Raw genomic sequence first — 19361 nt, 5'->3', positions numbered from 1 at the left:
CTTGGGGGCGCCCCCTGTCCGCCGCGCCGCGAATCCCGGATGCTTGCGCCATCGTATTCATGTGGAGATTCCGATGGGCAAGGCACTCACCTGGCGCACCCTGGCCTGCACGCTGCTGCCGATGTTGGCCGCCGCAGGCGGCGCGCAGGCGCAGAGCTATGGCTACGGTTATGACGACGATCGCTATGGCGGTCGCGACGGCGGCGGCATCGTACGCTGCGAATCGATCAAGAACCGCAGCAATGAATGCCGCCTGGAAGGCCGTGCCCGGATGATCCGTCAGTTGTCCGGCTCGCCGTGCGTGGAAGGCGAGACCTGGGGGCAATCGCGCTACGGCGTCTGGGTCACCCAGGGCTGCCGTGCCGAGTTCGTCGGCGACTACCGCCGCGGCGGTGGCTGGGGTGGTGGCCATGGCAACGGCTGGGGCAATGGTGGCAATGGCTGGGGCGGGGGCGGGGGCGATGTGATCACCTGCCATTCCAACGGTCACCGCCAGGAATACTGCGATGCCCGCATCCGCCGTGGCGTGCGCCTGGTCCGCCAGGATTCACGCAGTGCCTGCATCGAAGGCCAGACCTGGGGCTGGGACCGCCGTGGCATCTGGGTCAGCGACGGCTGCCGGGCGCAGTTCCAGGTGAATTGAGCGCGCCCCTCGAAAATCAGAATAATCTGATACAGCTCACATTTTGAACGTCGTATCTTCTGCGAATCAGGGCACCCCTGCGTGCCCCTGATCCGTCGCGATGAAGTCTGCCGTAACCGGCACGCCCATCCCGCCACCGTCGATACGCTGCCTCAAGGAGTGAGCTGCATGTTGATCCGCCTGCAATGCGAGCAACGCCAATGGCGCGTGCTGCACCCGGACCGGCCCGAACCGATCGAGTTCCGCGACGGTGCCAGAGCCTATGATTTCGCCGAGACCCTTGCACGTCTCCACTTCGTCGACACCGGGCAGCGCGCTGCGGTGCGGGTGGAAGCCAGCGGCGCCTTCGTGGAAGCGGTCAGCTACGGCTGAGGGTTGGGGCTTCCGGCCAGATCCGGTTCTGGGACCCCGCTATCCACGCATGGCGTCGATCTACTTTGCATCTGGCGTGGGTCTGCGCCTCTGTTCCGCAGTAGATCCACGCCATGCGTGGATCCACGAATTGGCAATCGGCCTCAGCCGGCCGCGCTGAGCGGCGGTGTGCCGGCGGCCAGCTGCGGCCAGCGCTTGAGTACCGCCGCGCGGATGCCCGCGGCATCGATACCGGCTTCGGCCAGCAGGTCTTCACGGCTGGCGTGGTGCTGGTAGCTGTCGGGCAGGCCCAGGTGCAGGATCGGGCGCAGCACGCCTTCGGCGTTGAGCAGCTCACCGACGCCGGAGCCGGCGCCACCGGCCACCACGTTGTCTTCGATCGTCACCAGGCCCTCGTGCTGGGCGGCCACAGCCAGCAACAGCTCGCGGTCCAGCGGCTTGATGAAACGCATGTTGACCACGCTCAGGCCCAGTTCGCGGCCGACCTGCTCGGCGGCGGCCACCGTGCTGCCGAAGGCCAGCAGGGCGATGCGGCTGCCCTGCAGGCGCAGCTCGCCCTTGCCGATCGGCAGGGTGGACAGGTCGGTGCCGGCAGCCACGCCGGTGCCGGTGCCACGCGGATAACGCACGGCTGCCGGGCCGGGGTGCTGCAGGCCGGTGCTGAGCATCTGCCGGCATTCTGCTTCGTTGGAGGGGGCCATCACCACCATGTTCGGCACGCAACGCAGGAAGCTCAGGTCGAGGTTGCCGGCATGGGTCGCGCCGTCCGGGCCGACCACGCCGGCGCGGTCGATCGCGAACAGCACATCCAGGTCCTGGATGGCCACGTCATGCACCAACTGGTCGTACGCGCGCTGCAGGAAGGTCGAGTAGATCGCCACCACCGGCTTGCCCCCTTGGGTCGCCATGCCGGCGGCGAGGGTGACCGCGTGCTGTTCGGCAATGGCCACGTCGAAGTAGCGCTGCGGGTATTCCTTGCTGAAACGCACCAGGCCGGAGCCTTCGCGCATCGCGGGGGTGATGCCGTACAGGCGCGGTTCGGCGGCGGCGGCATCGCACAGCCAGTCGCTGAACACATCGGTGTAGGTCGGCTTCTTGGCACCGGCCTTGGTCACCAGGCCCTTGTCCGGATCGAACGGACCCACCGCGTGGTAGCCGATCTGATCGCCTTCAGCCGGCTCGTAGCCCTTGCCCTTTGTCGTCATCACGTGCAGCAGCTTCGGGCCCTTGGAGGCGCGCAGCGTCTTCAGCGTGGACAGCAGGGCGGGCATGTCGTGGCCGTCGATCGGGCCGGTGTAGTGGAAACCCATTTCCTCGAACATCGTGGACGGCACGAACATGCCCTTCCAGTGTTCTTCCCAGCGCTTCACGAAGCGCGCCGGGTTGTTCTTCTTGTCACCGAGGATCTTCTTGCCGCCTTCGCGCAGCGCATTGAGCGTGCGGCTGCCGGTAGCACGGCCGAGCATCTTGGTCAGGCCGCCGACCGCCTCGGAGATCGACATGTTGTTGTCGTTGAGGATCACCAGCAGGTTCGGTTCCGGCTCCATGCCGCCGGCATGCATCAGCGCTTCGAACGCCATGCCGGCGGTCATCGCGCCGTCACCGATCACGGCCACGATCTTGCGGTCGTCGCCTTCGGACTGGCGGGCGATGGCCATGCCCAGTGCCGCCGAGATCGAGGTCGAGGAGTGGCCGACGCCGAAGGTGTCGTACTCGCTTTCCTCGCGCTTCGGGAACGGCGCGACGCCGTCCTTCTGCTTGACGGTATGGATCTCGTCGCGGCGGCCAGTCAGGATCTTGTGCGGGTAGGTCTGGTGACCCACGTCCCAGACCAGCTGATCGACCGGAGTCTGGTAGAGGTAGTGCAGGGCCACGGTGAGTTCGATCACGCCCAGGCCGGCGGCGAAGTGGCCGCCGCTCTTGCCCACCGATTCGATGAGGTAGGCGCGCAGTTCGTCGGCGACCGCCCTCAATTCGGATTCGTCGAACGTGCGAAGGTCATCCGGAGTCTGGATGCGCGCGAGGCGGGGATAGCGGGCAGAGTCGATCATCATGTTCGCACTTTTTCTGAACGCCCATTTTCGCCCTCAAACGGGGGTGGGGCAAGCAAACGCCGCCGCCCGTGACAGGACGGTGAGGGTTGCATTTTTTCAGGCGTTCAGGTGCTCAGTTTCGACCGCTTGGGCAATTGCGCCTTCAGGAAGGCCATCTGGTCGGCCAGGATGTTGCGGTTGGACAGGATCAGGTGCTCGATCCAGCTGGGCCGGTAGGGGACTGCCAGCAGGGGCATGCCGGCCTGCTGCGGGGTGCGGTCGCTCTTGCGCGAATTGCAGTGGAAGCAGGCGGTAACCACGTTTTCCCAGCAATCCAGGCCGCCCTTGGACAGCGGCACGACGTGGTCGCGGGTGAGCGTGGGGCGGTTGAACTGCTGGCCGCAGTACATGCACAGATGGGCGTCGCGGGCGAACAGGGCCGGGTTGGTCAGGTTCGGTGTCGGATCGATCGCGCGGGAGCGGGCGTGGCCGCGGGCGGCAATGATCGGGTGCAGGTCCATGCCGCTCTGCAGGCCGCTGAAGCGGTTGGTACCGCCGTGGATGTGCAGGCAGGGATCGCCCAGCGTCCAGGCAACCGCTTCGCGGGCGTAGAGGCAGGCTGCGTCCTGCCAGGTGATCCAGTCCAGTACGCGTCCGTGGGCATCAAGCGAGAGCAGCCGGACCGAACCGGGGCGATGCAGCGTCGTGGCGTTGGGCGATGCTTCGGCGCCCGGAGCAGAAAGGGGAGCTCCGGCTTCGATCAGACCCAAGCGTGTAGTGTCTGTCTCCATCGGGAGAACAGCTTATACCTGAATCATTGCGATTTGGGTATCGCCCTGTGGGCGAAACCCAAATCGCAAGATTCAGGTCCGCGCATTCCGCATCCCAGCCCGCCGATGGCGGGTTGGGATGCCCACGCATTCCTCCTATCCCCTGCGCCATCGGCGCGCCCCCTTAACAAAGGGGGGCTTTTCCCCGAGGGATTTCGGTGGCCTTCATCCACGCGCGGCGTGGATTTACGCAGATCGCGGGGAACTGTCAGAGGCGGGGCGGTGTGGGTTGGCAGGACCGTTGGCGCCATGGATGGCGCCATCGAGCCCCCAGGGGTGAGGGCGCTTTGCTTGCGAAGCACTGCTTCGCAAGCGCCCGAACGCCCAGCCGCCAGCGGCTGGGCCGGACCGCGGAGCGGGGTTTACGGCGTGTCCTGCCAGCCCACACCGCCCCGCCATCCACCGGGATCCAGCTGTTCCTATTGCGGTTGCCGGCCAGCGGCCGGCACTACCGCGGGTGCCGGGCGGCAGCCCGGCTCAGGCGCCGAAGCGCTCGTCGTCCATTGCCATCAGCGGGGCGGCGCCGGCCTGGATGGCGGCGGCGTGGCTGAGGGTGCGCGGCAGCACGCGGGCGAAGTAGAAGCGCGCGGTTTCGCGCTTGCCCTGGGCGAAAGCGGCACCGTGCGCGCTGGCATCGGCGGCGGCCACGCTGCGGGCCCACCAGTAGGCCAGCACCACGTAACCCGAATAGAACAGGTAGTCGTAGCTGGCTGCGCCCAGTTCGTCCGGATTGCCGGCCGCGCGCTGCAGCACGTCCATCGTCAGCTTGCCCCATTCGGCGGCCTTGGCGCGCAGCGGGCCAATGAACTCGGCCAGCGCTTCGTTGCCCTCGTGTTCCTTGGCGAAGGCTTCGATCTCGGCCAGCATCAGCTTCAGGCCGGCGCCCTGGCTGGAGGCGGTCTTGCGGCCGATCAGGTCCAGCGCCTGGATGCCGGTGGTGCCTTCATACAGCGTGGTGATGCGCGCATCGCGGGCCAGCTGTTCCATGCCGTGTTCGCGGATGTAGCCGTGGCCACCGAAGCACTGCAGGGCGTTGTAGGTGTTCTCGATGCCCCATTCGGTCTGGCAGGCCTTCGAGATGGGCGTGAGGAAGCTCACCAGGGTGTCGGCGCGCTCGCGCTCGGCGGCATCGCCGGCATGGTGGGCAATGTCGATCAGGGTGGCAGCGTGCAGCGCCAGCAGGCGGCTGCCTTCGACCAGCGACTTCACCGTCAGCAGCATGCGTCGCACATCCGGGTGGACCAGGATCGGGTCGGCCGGCTTGTCCGGGAACCTGGCGCCACTCAGGGCGCGCGACTGCAGGCGCTCACGGCTGTACTTCAGTGCGTTCTGGTAGGCGCGCTCGGACAGGCCGATGCCCTGCAGGCCAACGCCCAGGCGCGCGGTGTTCATCATGGTGAACATCGCCTGCAGGCCCTTGTGCGGCTGGCCGACCAGGTAGCCCTGTGCGCCATCGAAGTTCATCACGCAGGTGACCGAACCCTTGATGCCCATCTTGTGCTCGATCGAGCCACAGCGCAGTGTGTTGCGCTCGCCGACGTTACCTTCGCGGTCGACCTTGAACTTGGGGGTGACGAACAGCGAGATGCCCTTGGCACCCGGAGGGGCGTCGGGCAGCTTGGCCAGCACCAGGTGCACGATGTTGCCGGTCAGGTCGTGCTCGCCGGCGGTGATGAAGATCTTGGTGCCGGTGATCGCGTAGCTGCCATCGGCATTCGGCTCGGCCTTGGTCTTCAGCAGGCCCAGGTCGGTGCCGCAGTGCGGTTCGGTCAGGCACATGGTGCCGGTCCAGCGGCCTTCGATCAGCGGCTTGAGGAAGGCCTCGTGCTGCCAGGCTTCGCCGTGCTGCTTCAGCGCTTCGATGGCGCCGTGCGAGAGCAGCGGGAAGTTGCCCCACGCCAGGTTGGCGGCGTTGATCATTTCGTTGAGCGGCACGCCCAGGGTGTGCGGCAGGCCCTGCCCACCCAGTTCCGGCGAGGCGGTCAGGCCGGTCCAGCCGCCATCGACGAACTGGTCGTAGGCCTGCTTGAAGCCGGGCGGGGTGGTCACTTCACCGGTGGCCTGGTCGAGCACGCAGCCGATCTCGTCGCCGACGCTGTTGAGCGGGGCCAGCACGGTGGCGCTGAAGCGGCCGGCTTCCTCCAGCACGGCATCGACCACGTCGGCGGTGGCGTCGGTGAAGCCCAGGCGGGCGAACAGGGGTTCGACCTTGAGCACATCGTGCAGGGCGAAACGGAGGTCGGAAAGCGGGGCGGTGTAGCTGCTCATCGGTACGTCTCGGTTTGATCAGGGCAGGGGAGAGTGGCGCCAGGCGCCGCGACGGAAGGTGGAAATCAGCGCAGCACGCCCGGCAGGCCGGGCGCCTGGTTGAGGGTGCTGCGGCTGCTGATATCGAAGCTGCGCTGCTTCTTTTCCTGCGGCGTGGCCGCCACCGTTCCCTTCAGGCCGTAAGCCAGGGTGCGGTTGCTGGCCAGCGCGTCGGCCACCACCAGGCGTGCGGCCGAGCTGGGCACAAGGTCAACATTGATGACATCGGCTGAGGTGCCGCCAATGGAGATGCCCGGCTTGGCCTGCAGGGTGCCGGCGTCGCTGTCGCCGACGGTCAGCGCCAGCGCGACGTCATCGAAGGTCATGGGCATGGAGCTGTAGTTCTGCAGGCGCAGGGCCACGGTCCAGTTGCCGTCGGCGCGCACGGTCAGCTGCTGGAGGCTGGCCGCCGGTTCCGAAACACGCTTGACGATGCCGTTGTTGCAGGCAACAAGGGCGAGGGTGCACAGGACGATCAAGGCGATACGGAAACGGTGGAGCATGGGCGCAGTTCCTCTGAAGGGGTGCGTTGGATAAGCATACTACGGCGTATGGTCGTTTGGATCGCCTGTGGCGACCCGTCGCAGAGGGTAGCGCGTGAAGATGGCGGCCGGGCGTGCGCGGCGCCGGATGGCGCGCGCGTGGTGCGCCGGATGCGGGGGGGTTCAGTCGGCGGGTGTATCGCGAATCGGGGCCATCAGGCGCAGCGGGCCGAGGTCGTAGCCCATCGTCTCGGCCTTGGCTTTCAGCTGTTCGAACTGGGCGCGATCCATTTCCGGCAGGCGCGAGAGGATCCACAGGTACTTTCGGTCCGGTTCACCGACCAACGCCCACTGATAGTCCGGGTCCAGGGCCAGGACCCAGTAGTCGGCCCAGACCAGTGGCACCCAGCTCAGCCAGTCCGGAACGAATCGCACCTGCAACTGGCCGGGATGGCCGGCAACCGGGCGCGCCACGCCTTCAGCAACCACGCGTTCTCCGTCGCCGTTGCGGCAGGCATTGGTGACGCTGATGCGGCCATCGCGGCGCAGCCCGTAGTTGGCGGTGATATCGCCCACGCATTGCTTCTGGAACGACACCGGAAGATGCGCAATCTCGTGCCACTGGCCGGCATAGCGATCGATGTCCAGGCGCTCGACCGCGCGCACAGGTTCAGTGGCGATCACCGGGAAGGCGGCCAGCAGCAGGCAGGCGAGCAGGGCAGGGCGCAGAGGCATCGTTAGGCTCCAGGCAGGAGTCTGGAGCGTAGGTGCCGCCGCGCATGCCGGTGTAAATGTTTCGTCAACCGGGCGTGTGCGCAGGCGCCGCATCCGCAACTTGTGCAGTGCGCGAAGCACGGACAAAAAAAAGACCTGCATCTCTGCAGGTCTCGAAAGATGGTGGCCGAAGACGGAATCGAACCGCCGACACGGGGATTTTCAATCCCCTGCTCTACCAACTGAGCTACTCGGCCAAACTGTGTGGCAATCACGATCAACTGCGATTCCCGAAAAAAAGACCCGCATTTCTGCAGGCTGTCGAACGTGGTGGCCGAGGACGGAATCGAACCGCCGACACGGGGATTTTCAATCCCCTGCTCTACCAACTGAGCTACTCGGCCACGTAGTTCATTGCAGCGAGGTCGCTGCCAAGGACGCGCATATTACGGAGGTCAGTCGCCTACGGCAAGCATTTTGGCAAAAAACCTTCACATTGCCGTCTGCGCAGGCGCAAGTACTTGATCCGCCGTCGCGGGGCGGGGGCGCGCTGGATGCCGATTCATCCGGGCGCGGCGGCGCGGTGATCATCGCCTGCGGCGGAATTCAGCGGGCCACGGTGATCGACAAAAGCGGTGTGGCGGGGCCAGCGCGTGGACGGCACCGACACCTGACATGGAACGCTGTTTTCGTGACCGCCATTGGGGCACGCTGCGGCGTAGTGTCGGCGTTCTCTTCCTGACGCTGGCAACAGCAGAGATCGTCGTCATGTCCGACTCATCGACCACCACCCGCATCGTGCTGGCGTCGCGTCCGCTGGGGGCGCCTACTGCAGCCAATTTCCGCTTGGAGCATGCCGCGCTGCCGCCCTTGGGCGACGGCGAGGTGCTGCTGCGCAATCGCTACCTCTCACTGGATCCGTACATGCGTGGACGCATGGATGAGGGACCGTCCTATGCCGCGCCGGTGGCGGTGGGCGCGGTGATGGAAGGGCAGACCGTGGCCGAGGTGCTGCAGTCCAACGCCGAGGGCGTAGCTGCAGGTGAGCTGGTGCTGGCGCCGGGTGGCTGGCAGACCCACGCGGTGCTGCCGGCCACGGCACTGGGGCGCCGCCTGGACCCGGCCGGACTGCCGCTGAGTACGGCGCTGGGGGTATATGGCATGCCCGGCTTCACCGCCTATTCCAGCCTGCATGAAATCGCCCGTCTGAAGCCGGGCGAGACGTTGGTGGTGGCTGCCGCAACGGGGCCGGTCGGCGCGACCGTGGCGCAGCTGGCCAAGCTGCAGGGCGCGCGCGTAGTGGCTATCGCTGGTGGCGAGGTCAAGCGTGCCTATCTGCATACGCTGGGCGTGGACGTGGCGCTGGATCATCGCGCCGCTGATTTTGCCGAGCAGCTGCGCGCGGCGGTACCTGCCGGCATCGACGTGTACTTCGAGAATGTCGGTGGCCATGTGCTGGATGCAGTGCTGCCGCTGCTCAACAACTTCGCCCGCATTCCGGTGTGCGGCACCATCGCCACCTACAACGAGCGGGGCGTCGAGCAGCCCGGCCCGGACCGGTTGCCGGCACTGTTCAGCCAGATCCTGCGCCAGCGCCTGACCGTGCGTGGCTTCATCGTGCACGACTTCAACCACCTGTGGCCGGACTTCGAACGCGAGATGCCGCAGTGGCTGCGCGAAGGCCGCATCCAGTACCGCGAGGATGTGGTGGAAGGGCTGGAGAATGCGCCGGAGGCGTTCTTCGGGCTGTTGAAGGGGCACAACTTCGGCAAGCTGGTGGTGAAGCTGGATTGAGGGCTTGGCGGTGTGCCAACCAAGGTCGGCACCTACCGGAAGCTGGGCGTGCCGACCAAGGTCGGCACCCACGTCAGGCAGTCGAGGCCTTTTCCCGGCGCAGCAGTTCGCGCTTGCGCGCTACGCCCCACGCATAGCCGGACAGGTCCCCATCGCGACGTACGACGCGGTGGCAAGGGACGGCCACCGCCAGTGGATTGCTGGCGCAGGCGCGAGCCACCGCACGGCTTGATCGCGGCGCGCCGATGCGCGCGGCGATGTCGGCATACGAGGCGGTCTGGCCACGTGGGATCTGCTGCAAGGCCTGCCATACCCGTTGCTGGAACGCGGTGCCGCGGATGTCCAGCGGCAGTGTGGCGCCCCGCGTGGGATCCTCGACCAGGCCCACCACCTGTGCCACCAGTTGTTCATAGCCCTGGTCGGCGCCGACCAGTACGGCCTGGCGGAAGCGTTGCTGCAATGACTGCAGCAGCGTCTCCGGATCGTCGCCGAGCAGGATCGCGACCACGCCGGTGGCACTGCTGGCCACCAGCACGCTGCCCAATGAACTTTCGGCAAGCGCGAAATGGATGACTTCGCCACGCCCCCCTGCGCGCCATTGCTTGGGAGTCATGCCCAGCAACTTCGGTGCGTTCTCGTAGAAGCGTCCGCTGGAGCCGAAGCCGGCATCGTGGAAAGCGTCGGTGATGCGTTCCTGTTGTTCCAACCCGGTGCGCAGGCGGTCGGCGCGCAGCGCGGCAGCGTACTGCTTCGGGGTCAACCCGGTTGCTTCCTTGAAAAGGCGATGCAGGCGGGTTGGGCTGCAACCCGCGATCCCGGCCAGTTCCTGCAGCGAGGGTTCGTCGTGGCTGGCCTGAAGGTGGCGGCAGACCCGTTCGACGCGGGCATCGAGGGCGGTGGTGGCGGTACTGTCCATGGCCGGATTCTGGCACGCGCCGGTGCTGCGGAAACTCCGTTTCCTGCACCGACGGGCCAGGCCCGGAAACGGAGTGTTGGCAGGGGAGAGGCGCGGCATCGTGGCGGCCACTTCACAACCGGTACCACGACCATGCGCCTGAACAACAAGATCGCTCTCATCACCGGTGCCAGCGCCGGCATCGGCCGCGCCAGCGCGCTGCGCTTCGCCGCCGAAGGGGCGAAGCTGGTGCTCAACGCACGGCGGCCGGAGCCGCTGCAGGCGCTGGTCGAGCAGATTCGCGCCGCCGGTGGCGAAGCCGTGGCGCATGCCGCTGACGTGGCTGACCCGGGCACGGCACAAGCGCTGGTCGATCTGGCCCAGCAGTCCTTCGGCGGCCTGGACATCGCGCTCAACAATGCTGGCATGCTCGGCCCGGGCGTACCTGCGGCGGAGTTCCCGGTGGACGCCTGGCGCGAAGTGATGGCGACCAATCTGGATGCCGCTTTCCGCGGGGCACGCGCGCAGTTGCCGGCACTGCTGGCGCGCGGCGGCGGCTCGCTCGTGTTTGTCGGCACCTTTGTCGGCCATACCGTGGGCTTCCCGGGCATGGCGGCCTATGCGTCGAGCAAGGCGGGGCTGATCGGCCTGAGCCAAGTGATCGCGGCCGAGTACGGCGCGCGCGGCGTACGCAGCAATGTGCTGTTGCCCGGTGGCACCGATACCGAAATGGGCCGGCAGGCCGCACCGACCGGCGATGCCCGCGACTTCGTGCGCTCGCTGCATGCACTCAAGCGCATGGCCGAGCCGGAGGAGATCGCCAATGCGGCGTTGTTCCTGGCCTGCGATGAAAGCAGCTTCGTTACCGGTACCGCGATGCGTGTTGAAGGCGGCGTGTCGATCACCCGTACCTGAGCGGCGTCATGAGCGTGGCGCGTAGCGGATGCCGCTGCTGGCCATGAAGCCCTTCGGATCGAAACCGGCCCAGGCTTCGCCCCAGTCGAACCGGGCGCGGCCACCTGCCAGTTTGCGCCCCAGTGCCGTGGCCAAGGTGCGCCGCATGAAAGCGACTTCGGCATCGATCGCGGCCTGGGTCGGCCAGCCGTCTTCCAGTGTCGCACCAGGCAGATCGACGCCGATCGTCACCATGTCGAGCTGTTGCCCGTGGAAGCACAGGCTGATGCCAGCGGGCACACCGCCCAGGCTGAGCCGGTGCAGGCTGAGCCAGCGATAGCCGGTGCCGACATCGCGCTCCCCTCGGACCAGCGGGGCAAAGGCGGCACGCGCTTCGTCCAGTAACAAGGTGGGGCCGATCAATGCTGGCAGGTTGCCGAGCTGGATGCTGCCGTCGGTCGCATTGAGGAGCATCGGCAACGCGTGGGCTGCATGCTGGGCAGAGGAGGGCATGGCACACCGGTGAGCGTGGTGCCCCGGATTCTGGCTGGGCGGGGCGGTGGCGGCAAGCCGCTTCCTGCACAGGATGTTGGCGCGGGACTGACCTGCGGCTTACCCGGCAACCTCTAGCGTGGTGGCAGCGCTGGCCTGCTGCCGGCGAGGGAGTTTTCGATGAACGAGCAAAGCAGGGATCAGGACCCGAAGCAGGGCATCCAGGAAAGCCGCCAGGACAGGAAGCAGGACGATGTGGCCAAGCAGCGGCCGGGGCAGCGCGATCAACAGGTGCGTGATACGCACTCGCGCGGCCCGCAACGCAAGGATGGAGACCAGGAGCCGGCCTGAGCCGGAGGCGCTGAAAAGAAAAAACCCGCAGATCATGGCGATCTGCGGGTTCTTCTGAAGAGTGGTGGAGCCAAGGAGGATCGAACTCCTGACCTCGTCATTGCGAACGACGCGCTCTCCCAGCTGAGCTATGGCCCCACGGCAGGCTTTCAGTGTAGCGCCGCCTGCCGCGCTTGCCAAGCGCCCGGCCGGGACGGGGCAGGGACGGGATCCACCGCCGTCCCGGGCCGTTTCAGGCCAAGGCGTGGCGCAGCAGATCGCCCGCGCGTTGTACCGCCACTGCAGTGGCGGTGCTCACCGCCTGCAGGTGCATGCAGGCGTGGATCATCCCCGGCAGCCGGTCCAGCGTGCAGCCGACACCCGCAGCCTGCAGGCGTCGCGCGTAGTATTCGGCCTCGTCGCGCAGCGGGTCGTGCTCACAGCTGAGCACGGAGGCGGGCGCCAGCCCCTTCAGGTCGGTTGCGTGGGCCGGCGAAGCCAGCGCCGGCGGCTCGGCCAGATCCCCCAGATAGGCCTGCCAGCAGCGCTGCATCAGTTCGGCGCTGAGGTAGTAGCCAGCGGCGTAGTCGCGGTAGGAATCGCTGTCCATGCCGGCATCCAGCGCCGGATACAGCAGCAGTTGGTGGCACGGTTGCGGCAGGCCCAGTTCGCGCAGCAGCAGGCAGCAGGCGGCCGCGAGGTTGCCACCGGCGCTGTCGCCCCCGATCGCCAGCCGCTGTGGGTCCAGGCCGAGGCGCTCGGCGTGGTCCTGCAGCCACTGCCAGGCGTCAGCGATGTCGTACAGCGGCACTGGGAACGGGTGCTCCGGCGCCAGCCGGTAGCCCACGGCGGCGACCACGCAGCCGCTGGCATTGGCCAGCGCACGGCAAGGACCGTCATAGACCGCCAGCGAACACTGGAACCAGCCACCCCCATGAGCGAACAGCAGGGCCGGCGCGGGCCCATGGGACAGTCCTTGCGGCGTGTAGAGGCGGAGCTCCAGCGCCTGCCCGTCGCGAGCGATCACGGTGTGTTCGACCACATGTGCTACCGGCTGGGGCGCGCCCTGCAGCTGTGGCAGCGCGTTCTCGCTGATCGCGCGCAGTTCGCGCAGGTCCTCCGGCAGCGGATGGGCCGCGACGGCGTCAACGAACTGCTGCAGTGCCGGCTCAAGCAGCATGGCGTGCCTCCTGCAGGAACGGCAACAACTGTTCGAGGAACGCCTGGGGCGCTTCTTCCATGATGAAGTGGCCGCAGCCCGGCACGATGCTGCCGCGCACATCATCGGCATGCGGTTGCAGGGTCAGCATCGGCGCATCGGCGGTGGCGTGTTCGGCGCCGATCGCGAGCACCGGCATCGGCAGCCGGCGCTGCGCGCGCAGCTTGTTCTGGCGGATGGTCTCCGGAATCGCGCGGTACCAGGCGAAGCCTGCCCGCAGTGCGCCGGGGCGGCTGTAGGCGGCGATGTAGGTATCGGCGGCCACCGCATCGCGCCGGTACGACCAGCGGTCGAACATGAATTCCAGGTAGGCGCGTTCGCGTCCGCTGATGAGCGCCTCGGGCAGGTCGGCCACCTGGTTGAACATGAAGTGCCAGAGGAAGATGTTGTCGGCCGGTGCGGCGAAAATGCCGGGTTCCGGCGCGAGGCCGGGAATCACCGCTTCGGTGACCGCCAGCTGGCGCACGGCCTGCGGCTGGTCGCTGGCCAGTGCATAGGCTATCCACATGCCGATGTCATGGCCGACCACCTGGTAACGGTCGTGGCCAAGCGCCAGCATGGTCTGGTGCAGTACTGCGGCAGCACTGCCGGTGTCGTAGCCGTGGGCGGGACGGTCGGATTCGCCGATGCCCGGTGGATCAACGGCGATTGCTTCGAAACCGGCCTCGGCCAGTGCTTGCAGCACGTGGCGCCACGCGTACCAGGTCTGCGGCCAGCCGGGAATCAGCAGCACGGGCGCACCGTGCCCGGCGGAGACGCAATGCACGCGCTGACCATCGATGCGCAGGTAGTGGTGGCGCAGCGAAGCGTCGCCGGCAGCGCCGGCGGAAAGGAAGGTGGTCATGGGGGAATGCTCCGTTGGGGCTCAGGCAATGCCGAGCATCTGCTGCATCTGTGCGGTGCTGATCGGTGCACCGGCGAAGTCGTCGAAGATCTTGTCGGTGACCGGAATGATGTGGTCGCGGATGAACGCGGCGCCTTCGCGCGCGCCAGCTTCCTGGTCCTTCAGGCAGCACTCCCATTCCAGCGTTGCCCAGCCCTGGTAGCCGTACTGCGCCAGCTTGGAGAAGATCGACTTGAAGTCGACCTGCCCATCGCACAGCGAGCGGAAGCGACCTGCGCGCTCGGTCCAGTCGGCATAACCGCCATAGATGCCCTGGCGGCCGCTGGGGCGGAACTCCGCATCCTTGACGTGGAACATGCGGATCAGTGGGTGGTAGATGTCCAGATACTCCAGATAGTCCAGCTGCTGCAGCACGAAGTGGCTGGGATCGAACAGGATGCGGCAGCGCTCGTGCTGGCCGACGCGCTCGAAGAAGCGCTCGAAGCTGGTGCCGTCGTGCAGGTCTTCGCTGGGATGGATCTCGTAGCAGAGGTTGATGCCATTGTCCTCGCAGCTGTCGAGAATCGGCCGCCAGCGGCGGGCCAGTTCATCGAAGGCGGCATCGATCAGGCCCGGCGGGCGCTGCGGGAACGGGAACAGGTAGGGCCAGGCGAACGAGCCGGAGAAGGTGCCCATGTCCTGCAACCCAAGACGGCGCGAGGCGCGAGCGGCCAGGTGCAGCTGCTGCTGTGCCCATTCCGTGCGGGCCTGCGGATTGCCGCGCAGTGCTTCCGGCGCGAAGCCATCGCAGAGTTCATCGTAGGCCGGATGCACGGCCACCAGCTGGCCGAGGATGTGGGTGGTCAGCTCACTGACCTGCAGGCCGTGCTCGGCCAGGGTGCCACGGATGTCGTCGCAGTAGTCCTGGCTGTCGGCGGCGGTGGCCAGGTCGAACAGGCGTGCATCCCACGCGGGAATCTGCAGCGCCTTGAAACCGTGGCCGGCGGCCCACGCGGCAATGCTGGCAAGTGAGTTGAACGGGGCCTGGTCGCCGGCGAACTGCGCCAGGTGCAGGCTGGGGCCCTTGAGGGTCTGCATGTGTTGCTCCAATTATTTGTCGGTCGACAAAGAATAGGCGCGACTCTCGCGATGGTCAACACCCGCGTTACACTGCGCGCCTCACTGGAGCAGGCAGGCAGATGGCAGGGCGACCGCGCGAATTCGACAGGGACCAGGCGTTGCGCAAGGCGATGCTGCTGTTCTGGCAGCACGGCTATGAAGGCACGTCGATGTCGGCACTGGTCGAAGCACTGGGCATTGCCTCTGCACGCATCTACGCCGCGTTCGGCAGCAAGGAGCAGTTGTTCCGCGAAGCCGTGGCGCTGTACGAAGAAGGCGAGGGCGGTTTCGCGCCGCGCGCGCTGGAGCAGGCAACATTGCGTGAGGCGATCGGTTCGATGCTGCGCGAGGCGGTGATGACCTACACCCGTCGCGGGCGCCCGCATGGTTGCCTGGTGGTGTCCTCGGCCAGCAGCGTGTCGCCCGATGGCGAAGGCGTGCGGGACTGGCTGGCCAGTCATCGTCGCCAGCGCACGGCGGCGATCATCGCGCGGCTGCAGCAGGCGCAGGCCGAGGGGGAGCTGGCCGACGACGCGGCGGTGCAGGCGCTGGGCGACCACTTCGCCACGGTGCTGCATGGCATCTCGGTGCAGGCGCGTGACGGCATCAGCCGCGAGCGCCTGCTGGCGATGGTCGATGTCGCGTTGACCCCGCTGCCCTGAGTCAAGCCTTCAGGGCGTGCGGAATGCCCTGTAACTGTGCCGAAAGCGCTTGTTTCGCCGGGTTTGGGTGCTGCGCAACGAAATCGTAACAATTTGGGGGATAATGGCCGCTTGCGCAGTTCTCCTCCCTTTTGCCGCCCGGCTCGCGCAGGCCGCACGGACGCCTCCTCAGAGCATTCCATGCCCTCCCATTCCGATTCCCGCCGCCTGTCGGGTCTGTCGTCTTCCTTTGTTTCCTTCCGCCGTCACCCGCTGGCCCTGGCCTGTGCTGGCCTGGCCCTGGCGGGCAGCTTCGGTGCCGCCGCGCAGGACAGCGCGCCGACCCCAACCGGCCTGGACACGATCACCGTGACCGCCGAACACCGTGAGCAGAACCTGCAGGAAGTGCCGGTCTCGGTGGGTGTGGTGCAGGGCGAGCGCATGCGCGACTTCACCGCCGGCGGCGACGACACCCTGCTGGCACTGTCCGGCCGCGTGCCGAGCCTGTATGCGGAAACCACCACCGGCCGGATCTTTCCGCGCTTCTACATCCGCGGCCTGGGCAACATCGACTTCTACCTGGGAGCCTCGCAGCCGGTGTCGATCATCCAGGACGACGTGGTGCTGGAGCACGTGGTGCTGAAGTCCAACCCGGTCTATGACGTAGACCAGGTGGAAGTGCTGCGCGGCCCGCAGGGCTCGCTGTTCGGCCGCAACACCACCGCCGGCATCGTCAAGTTCGACACCCTGAAGCCGACCCAGGACTACACCGGCCGCGTCAGCGCCAGCTACGCCACCTACAACAGCGTGTCGATCGACGGCGGCTTCGGCGGCCCGATCAACGACATCGCCTCGTTCCGCGTGTCGGCGCTGTACCAGCACCGCGATGACTACGTCGACAACACCTACAAGGGCCCGAGCGCCGATGGCACGGTCAGCCCGAAGAAGAACGCCATGGGCGGCTTCGACGACCGCAACGTGCGCGCCCAGCTGCTGCTGACCCCGAGCGACCAGCTCTCGATCCTGGCCTCGGCCCACGCCCGCGACTATGAAGGCACCTCGACCCTGTTCCTGCGCGGTGCGCTGACCAAGGGCTCGAACAAGACCGACGTGCCGCGCGACAAGGTCGCCTACGACGAGGCCGACAACAACCCGCAGGCCTACAAGACCTACGGCGGCTCGGTGAAGGCACGCTACGACTTCGGTGCGATCGACTTCACCTCGATCACCGCCTACGAGACCACTTCCGGTTACAGCCGTGGTGACACCGACGGTGGCGCCGCGGCGAACTTCCCGGTCAACGGCGTGCCGAACGGCTACGGCCAGTCGATGGGCCGCATCCGCGACCTGGACCAGTGGACCCAGGAATTCCGCCTGGCCAGCCATGACGACCGCGCGCTGCAGTGGCAGGCCGGTGCGTTCTACTTCAACGGCAGCGACACCACCGACTTCTACCAGCGCGCGTGGTTCCTGCAGGGCCCGGCACGTAACCCGAACAACTGGGTGCGCCTGCGCAACAAGAACACCTCGTGGGCCGGTTTCGGCCAGCTGAGCTATGCCTTCACCGAAAAGTTCACCGTCACCGCCGGCCTGCGCCAGACCCGGGACGAGAAGCACACCCGCCTGCTGAAGACGGCTGACACTGCCGCTGGCGTGGTCATCTACAAGGGCCGCACCGACGTCAAGATGTCCGACACCACCCCGAGCTGGGATCTGAGCGCGATGTATCAGGTCACGCCGGACGTCAGCGTCTATGCCAAGGTCGCCCGCGGCTTCCGCGGCCCGACCATCCAGGGCCGCTCGGCCGTGTTCAATGCCGACTTCACCACCGCCGATTCCGAGACGATCCTGTCCTGGGAAGCGGGCGTGAAGAGCAGCCTGTGGGACAACCGCCTGCGCCTGAACGCCACCGCGTTCACCTACACCGTCAACGACATCCAGCTCAACGGCAACGATTCGGACGGCAACGGCGTGCTGTTCAACGCCGACAAGGCCAGGGCCTACGGCTTCGAAGCGGACATGGAGCTGCGCCCGATCCCGAACCTGACCCTGAGCGCCGGCCTGAGCCTGCTGCACAGCGAAATCAAGGACAAGCGCGTCTACGCACAGGTCTGCGGCCTCAACGGCCAGGTGGTGTGCACGGTGAATGACCCGACCATCAAGGTCGGCGCCAACACCTTCGCGCAGATCGACGGCAACCCGCTGCCGAACGCACCGAAGTACAACGTGAACCTGGCTGCCCGCTACGACTTCCCGGTCAGCGACGCTGGCACCATGTTCGTGTCCACCGACTGGAACAAGCAGGGTTACACCAGCTTCGTGCTGTACGACAGCAAGGAGTTCAACTCCAAGGGTGACTTCGAAGGTGGCCTGAAGATCGGCTACTCGGGCAATTACGGTGCCTACGAAGTGGCGTTGTTCGCGCGCAACATCACCAACGAGAAGAACCTCAAGGGTGTGATCGAGAACTACATGGCCGCGGTCTACAACGAACCGCGCACCGTCGGTGTCTCGCTGAACATGAACTGGTAAGGCGTTGCCACGGTGGCGGGTCTTCCCGCCATCGCACTGCTGGAATGCAAAGGGCGGCCCGGTGATCCGCGTCGCTCTTTTTCGTGGCCTTCGACGGTAGCCGGACCGCAATCCGGCGCCGTGCCCGCTGCTTCAGCGTGCCGGCAGCAGCGCCTGCAGCCGCGACTCCAGTTCCTGCTGGCGCCAGCCGGCCAGAGCGGCCGGCCATTGGCGGCGCTCCAGGTAGCTTTCCAGATGCTTGCGCGAGGCCAGCACGCCATCCGGCAGGCCCAGCTCGCGGCTGCGCTCGGCAACGGCGTCCTGCAGCCTCTTCAGTGCCTGCTTGTTGGTGTCGTTGGCGGGCAACGCCAGCGGTGCCTCGGCCTCATCGGCCAGCGGCGTGTCCAGCGCCTGCCACACCGCGCCGGCGAGCTTGCGCGGTGCCTTCGGGAACTGTTCAAACAGCGTGGCCAGCGCGGCGGCATCGGCCGGTGGCGTGCGTGCCAGCGTGGCGGCCAGTTCGTTGTCCAGGATCCAGCTGCGCGGGCGGTCGCTGCTGCGTGCCTGCACATCACGCCAGCGCAGCAGGCGCAGCAGGCGGCGCTGCGCGGGAGCATCGAGAAACTGCGCTGAGCGCATCGCCAGATGCGGCCAGCGGTCCTCGTCATTGGCGACGCTGGCCAGCAGGCGCTCGCCGTCGTCGTGCAGCCACTGCTGGCGGCCCAGTGCCTGCAACTTGGCATCAATGGCGTCATGCAGCGCGAACAGGTGCTCGACGTCGTCGGCGGCGTATTGCAGTTGCGACTCCGAGAGTGGACGGCGCATCCAGTCCGAGCGGGTTTCGCCCTTGGCCAGCGCCACGCCGGTGATTTCCGCGACCAGCTTCTGGTAGCCCATGCCGCCACCAATGCCGGCCAGCGAGGCGCCGATCTGTGTGTCGAACAGCGGTCGCGGCAACACGCCGCAGGTCCACTTGAAGGCGACCAGGTCTTCGCTGGCGCTGTGCATCACCTTGGTGATCGATTCATCGGCCAGCCAGGGCGCCAGCGCCTCGGTCATGCCGGGAATCAGCGGATCGATCAGCAGGATGTCCTGCCCGACCGCCATCTGCACCAAAGCCAACTGCGGCCAGAAGGTGCGTTCACGGATGAATTCGGTGTCCAGGCCGATGCGGGCCGGACGCTGCTGGAAGTACGCATCCAGCTCGGCGGGGGTGGTGATCCAGGTTGCCACGGGTCAGGGCCTACTACTCGGGTTTGCTC

18 protein-coding genes and 3 tRNA genes are annotated in these 19361 nt (G+C 66.9%); 7 read left to right on the top strand and 14 right to left on the bottom strand.

What is annotated here, in order from left to right; translation table 11 throughout:
• Nucleotides 1-73: 73 nt before the first annotated feature.
• Nucleotides 74-643: a DUF3011 domain-containing protein gene (locus G370_RS0110390; RefSeq protein WP_026347076.1), complete on the top strand. Its 570-nt coding sequence runs from the start codon at nucleotides 74-76 to the stop codon at nucleotides 641-643.
• A 168-nt stretch (nucleotides 644-811) separates the two neighbouring features.
• Complete coding sequence (locus G370_RS0110385; RefSeq protein ID WP_005417823.1) at nucleotides 812-1015, top strand: hypothetical protein; 204 nt, start codon at nucleotides 812-814, stop codon at nucleotides 1013-1015.
• 143 nt (nucleotides 1016-1158) lie between these two features.
• Here G370_RS0110385 and dxs read toward each other — a convergent pair whose 3' ends face one another.
• The 7 genes from dxs to G370_RS0110350 all read right to left on the bottom strand — a co-directional run bounded on the left by dxs (nucleotide 1159) and on the right by G370_RS0110350 (nucleotide 7785).
• On the bottom strand, nucleotides 1159-3066 hold the full coding sequence (gene dxs, locus G370_RS0110380; RefSeq protein WP_032955342.1) for a 1-deoxy-D-xylulose-5-phosphate synthase: 1908 nt from the start codon (nucleotides 3064-3066) through the stop codon (nucleotides 1159-1161).
• A gap of 107 nt (nucleotides 3067-3173) precedes the next feature.
• Nucleotides 3174-3839: an HNH endonuclease gene (locus G370_RS0110375; protein WP_019660544.1), complete on the bottom strand. Its 666-nt coding sequence runs from the start codon at nucleotides 3837-3839 to the stop codon at nucleotides 3174-3176.
• 516 nt (nucleotides 3840-4355) lie between these two features.
• Nucleotides 4356-6146 carry an acyl-CoA dehydrogenase C-terminal domain-containing protein gene (locus G370_RS0110370; RefSeq protein ID WP_019660543.1) on the bottom strand — a complete coding sequence of 597 codons (1791 nt, stop codon included), beginning with the start codon at nucleotides 6144-6146 and terminating at the stop codon, nucleotides 4356-4358.
• A 65-nt stretch (nucleotides 6147-6211) separates the two neighbouring features.
• Nucleotides 6212-6688 (bottom strand): LEA/WHy family protein, encoded by a 477-nt coding sequence (locus G370_RS0110365; RefSeq protein WP_010486516.1) that lies wholly within the window; start codon nucleotides 6686-6688, stop codon nucleotides 6212-6214.
• Nucleotides 6689-6850: 162 nt separating this feature from the next.
• The gene (locus tag G370_RS0110360; RefSeq protein ID WP_019660542.1) at nucleotides 6851-7402 is read right to left on the bottom strand and encodes a lipocalin family protein; all 552 of its coding nucleotides are present in this window, start codon (nucleotides 7400-7402) and stop codon (nucleotides 6851-6853) included.
• A gap of 160 nt (nucleotides 7403-7562) precedes the next feature.
• Nucleotides 7563-7638, bottom strand: a tRNA-Phe gene (locus G370_RS0110355).
• A 71-nt stretch (nucleotides 7639-7709) separates the two neighbouring features.
• A tRNA-Phe gene (locus G370_RS0110350) sits at nucleotides 7710-7785 on the bottom strand.
• A 364-nt stretch (nucleotides 7786-8149) separates the two neighbouring features.
• Here G370_RS0110350 and G370_RS0110345 point away from each other — a divergent pair.
• Nucleotides 8150-9175: an NADP-dependent oxidoreductase gene (locus G370_RS0110345; protein WP_019660541.1), complete on the top strand. Its 1026-nt coding sequence runs from the start codon at nucleotides 8150-8152 to the stop codon at nucleotides 9173-9175.
• Between the two features lie 73 nt (nucleotides 9176-9248).
• Here the strand turns inward: G370_RS0110345 and G370_RS0110340 are convergent, their stop codons facing one another.
• Nucleotides 9249-10091 carry a bifunctional transcriptional activator/DNA repair enzyme AdaA gene (locus G370_RS0110340; protein ID WP_026347075.1) on the bottom strand — a complete coding sequence of 281 codons (843 nt, stop codon included), beginning with the start codon at nucleotides 10089-10091 and terminating at the stop codon, nucleotides 9249-9251.
• A gap of 132 nt (nucleotides 10092-10223) precedes the next feature.
• Here G370_RS0110340 and G370_RS0110335 point away from each other — a divergent pair, with 132 nt between their 5' ends.
• Complete coding sequence (locus G370_RS0110335; protein ID WP_019660539.1) at nucleotides 10224-10985, top strand: SDR family oxidoreductase; 762 nt, start codon at nucleotides 10224-10226, stop codon at nucleotides 10983-10985.
• A gap of 6 nt (nucleotides 10986-10991) precedes the next feature.
• Here the strand turns inward: G370_RS0110335 and G370_RS0110330 are convergent, their stop codons facing one another.
• A complete protein-coding gene (locus G370_RS0110330) occupies nucleotides 10992-11477 on the bottom strand; it encodes a hypothetical protein (protein ID WP_019660538.1) in 486 nt (161 codons plus the stop codon).
• A gap of 159 nt (nucleotides 11478-11636) precedes the next feature.
• Between G370_RS0110330 and G370_RS1000000121740 the strand changes: the two genes are divergently transcribed.
• Complete coding sequence (locus G370_RS1000000121740; protein ID WP_019660537.1) at nucleotides 11637-11807, top strand: hypothetical protein; 171 nt, start codon at nucleotides 11637-11639, stop codon at nucleotides 11805-11807.
• A gap of 62 nt (nucleotides 11808-11869) precedes the next feature.
• Here G370_RS1000000121740 and G370_RS0110320 read toward each other — a convergent pair.
• The 4 genes from G370_RS0110320 to G370_RS0110305 form a co-directional block, all read right to left on the bottom strand.
• Nucleotides 11870-11945, bottom strand: a tRNA-Ala gene (locus G370_RS0110320).
• 94 nt (nucleotides 11946-12039) lie between these two features.
• The gene (locus G370_RS0110315; protein WP_019660536.1) at nucleotides 12040-12966 is read right to left on the bottom strand and encodes an alpha/beta hydrolase; all 927 of its coding nucleotides are present in this window, start codon (nucleotides 12964-12966) and stop codon (nucleotides 12040-12042) included.
• On the bottom strand, nucleotides 12956-13849 hold the full coding sequence (locus tag G370_RS0110310) for an alpha/beta fold hydrolase (RefSeq protein WP_019660535.1): 894 nt from the start codon (nucleotides 13847-13849) through the stop codon (nucleotides 12956-12958). The genes G370_RS0110315 and G370_RS0110310 overlap by 11 nt, the downstream gene beginning before the upstream one ends.
• Before the next feature lie 21 nt (nucleotides 13850-13870).
• Nucleotides 13871-14926 carry a sugar phosphate isomerase/epimerase family protein gene (locus tag G370_RS0110305; RefSeq protein WP_019660534.1) on the bottom strand — a complete coding sequence of 352 codons (1056 nt, stop codon included), beginning with the start codon at nucleotides 14924-14926 and terminating at the stop codon, nucleotides 13871-13873.
• A gap of 101 nt (nucleotides 14927-15027) precedes the next feature.
• Between G370_RS0110305 and G370_RS0110300 the strand changes: the two genes are divergently transcribed.
• A complete protein-coding gene (locus tag G370_RS0110300) occupies nucleotides 15028-15609 on the top strand; it encodes a TetR/AcrR family transcriptional regulator (RefSeq protein WP_010486565.1) in 582 nt (193 codons plus the stop codon).
• A gap of 180 nt (nucleotides 15610-15789) precedes the next feature.
• Nucleotides 15790-18120: a TonB-dependent receptor gene (locus G370_RS0110290; RefSeq protein WP_019660533.1), complete on the top strand. Its 2331-nt coding sequence runs from the start codon at nucleotides 15790-15792 to the stop codon at nucleotides 18118-18120.
• Between the two features lie 132 nt (nucleotides 18121-18252).
• Here G370_RS0110290 and rnd read toward each other — a convergent pair whose 3' ends face one another.
• Nucleotides 18253-19332, bottom strand: a complete 1080-nt coding sequence (gene rnd / locus G370_RS0110285; protein ID WP_019660532.1) for a ribonuclease D — start codon at nucleotides 19330-19332, stop codon at nucleotides 18253-18255.
• Nucleotides 19333-19361: the final 29 nt, after the last annotated feature.

The organism is Stenotrophomonas hibiscicola ATCC 19867, assembly GCF_000382065.1.
Taxonomy (GTDB): Bacteria; Pseudomonadota; Gammaproteobacteria; order Xanthomonadales; family Xanthomonadaceae; genus Stenotrophomonas; species Stenotrophomonas hibiscicola.
This window is presented reverse-complemented; position numbering and strand designations above follow the sequence as displayed.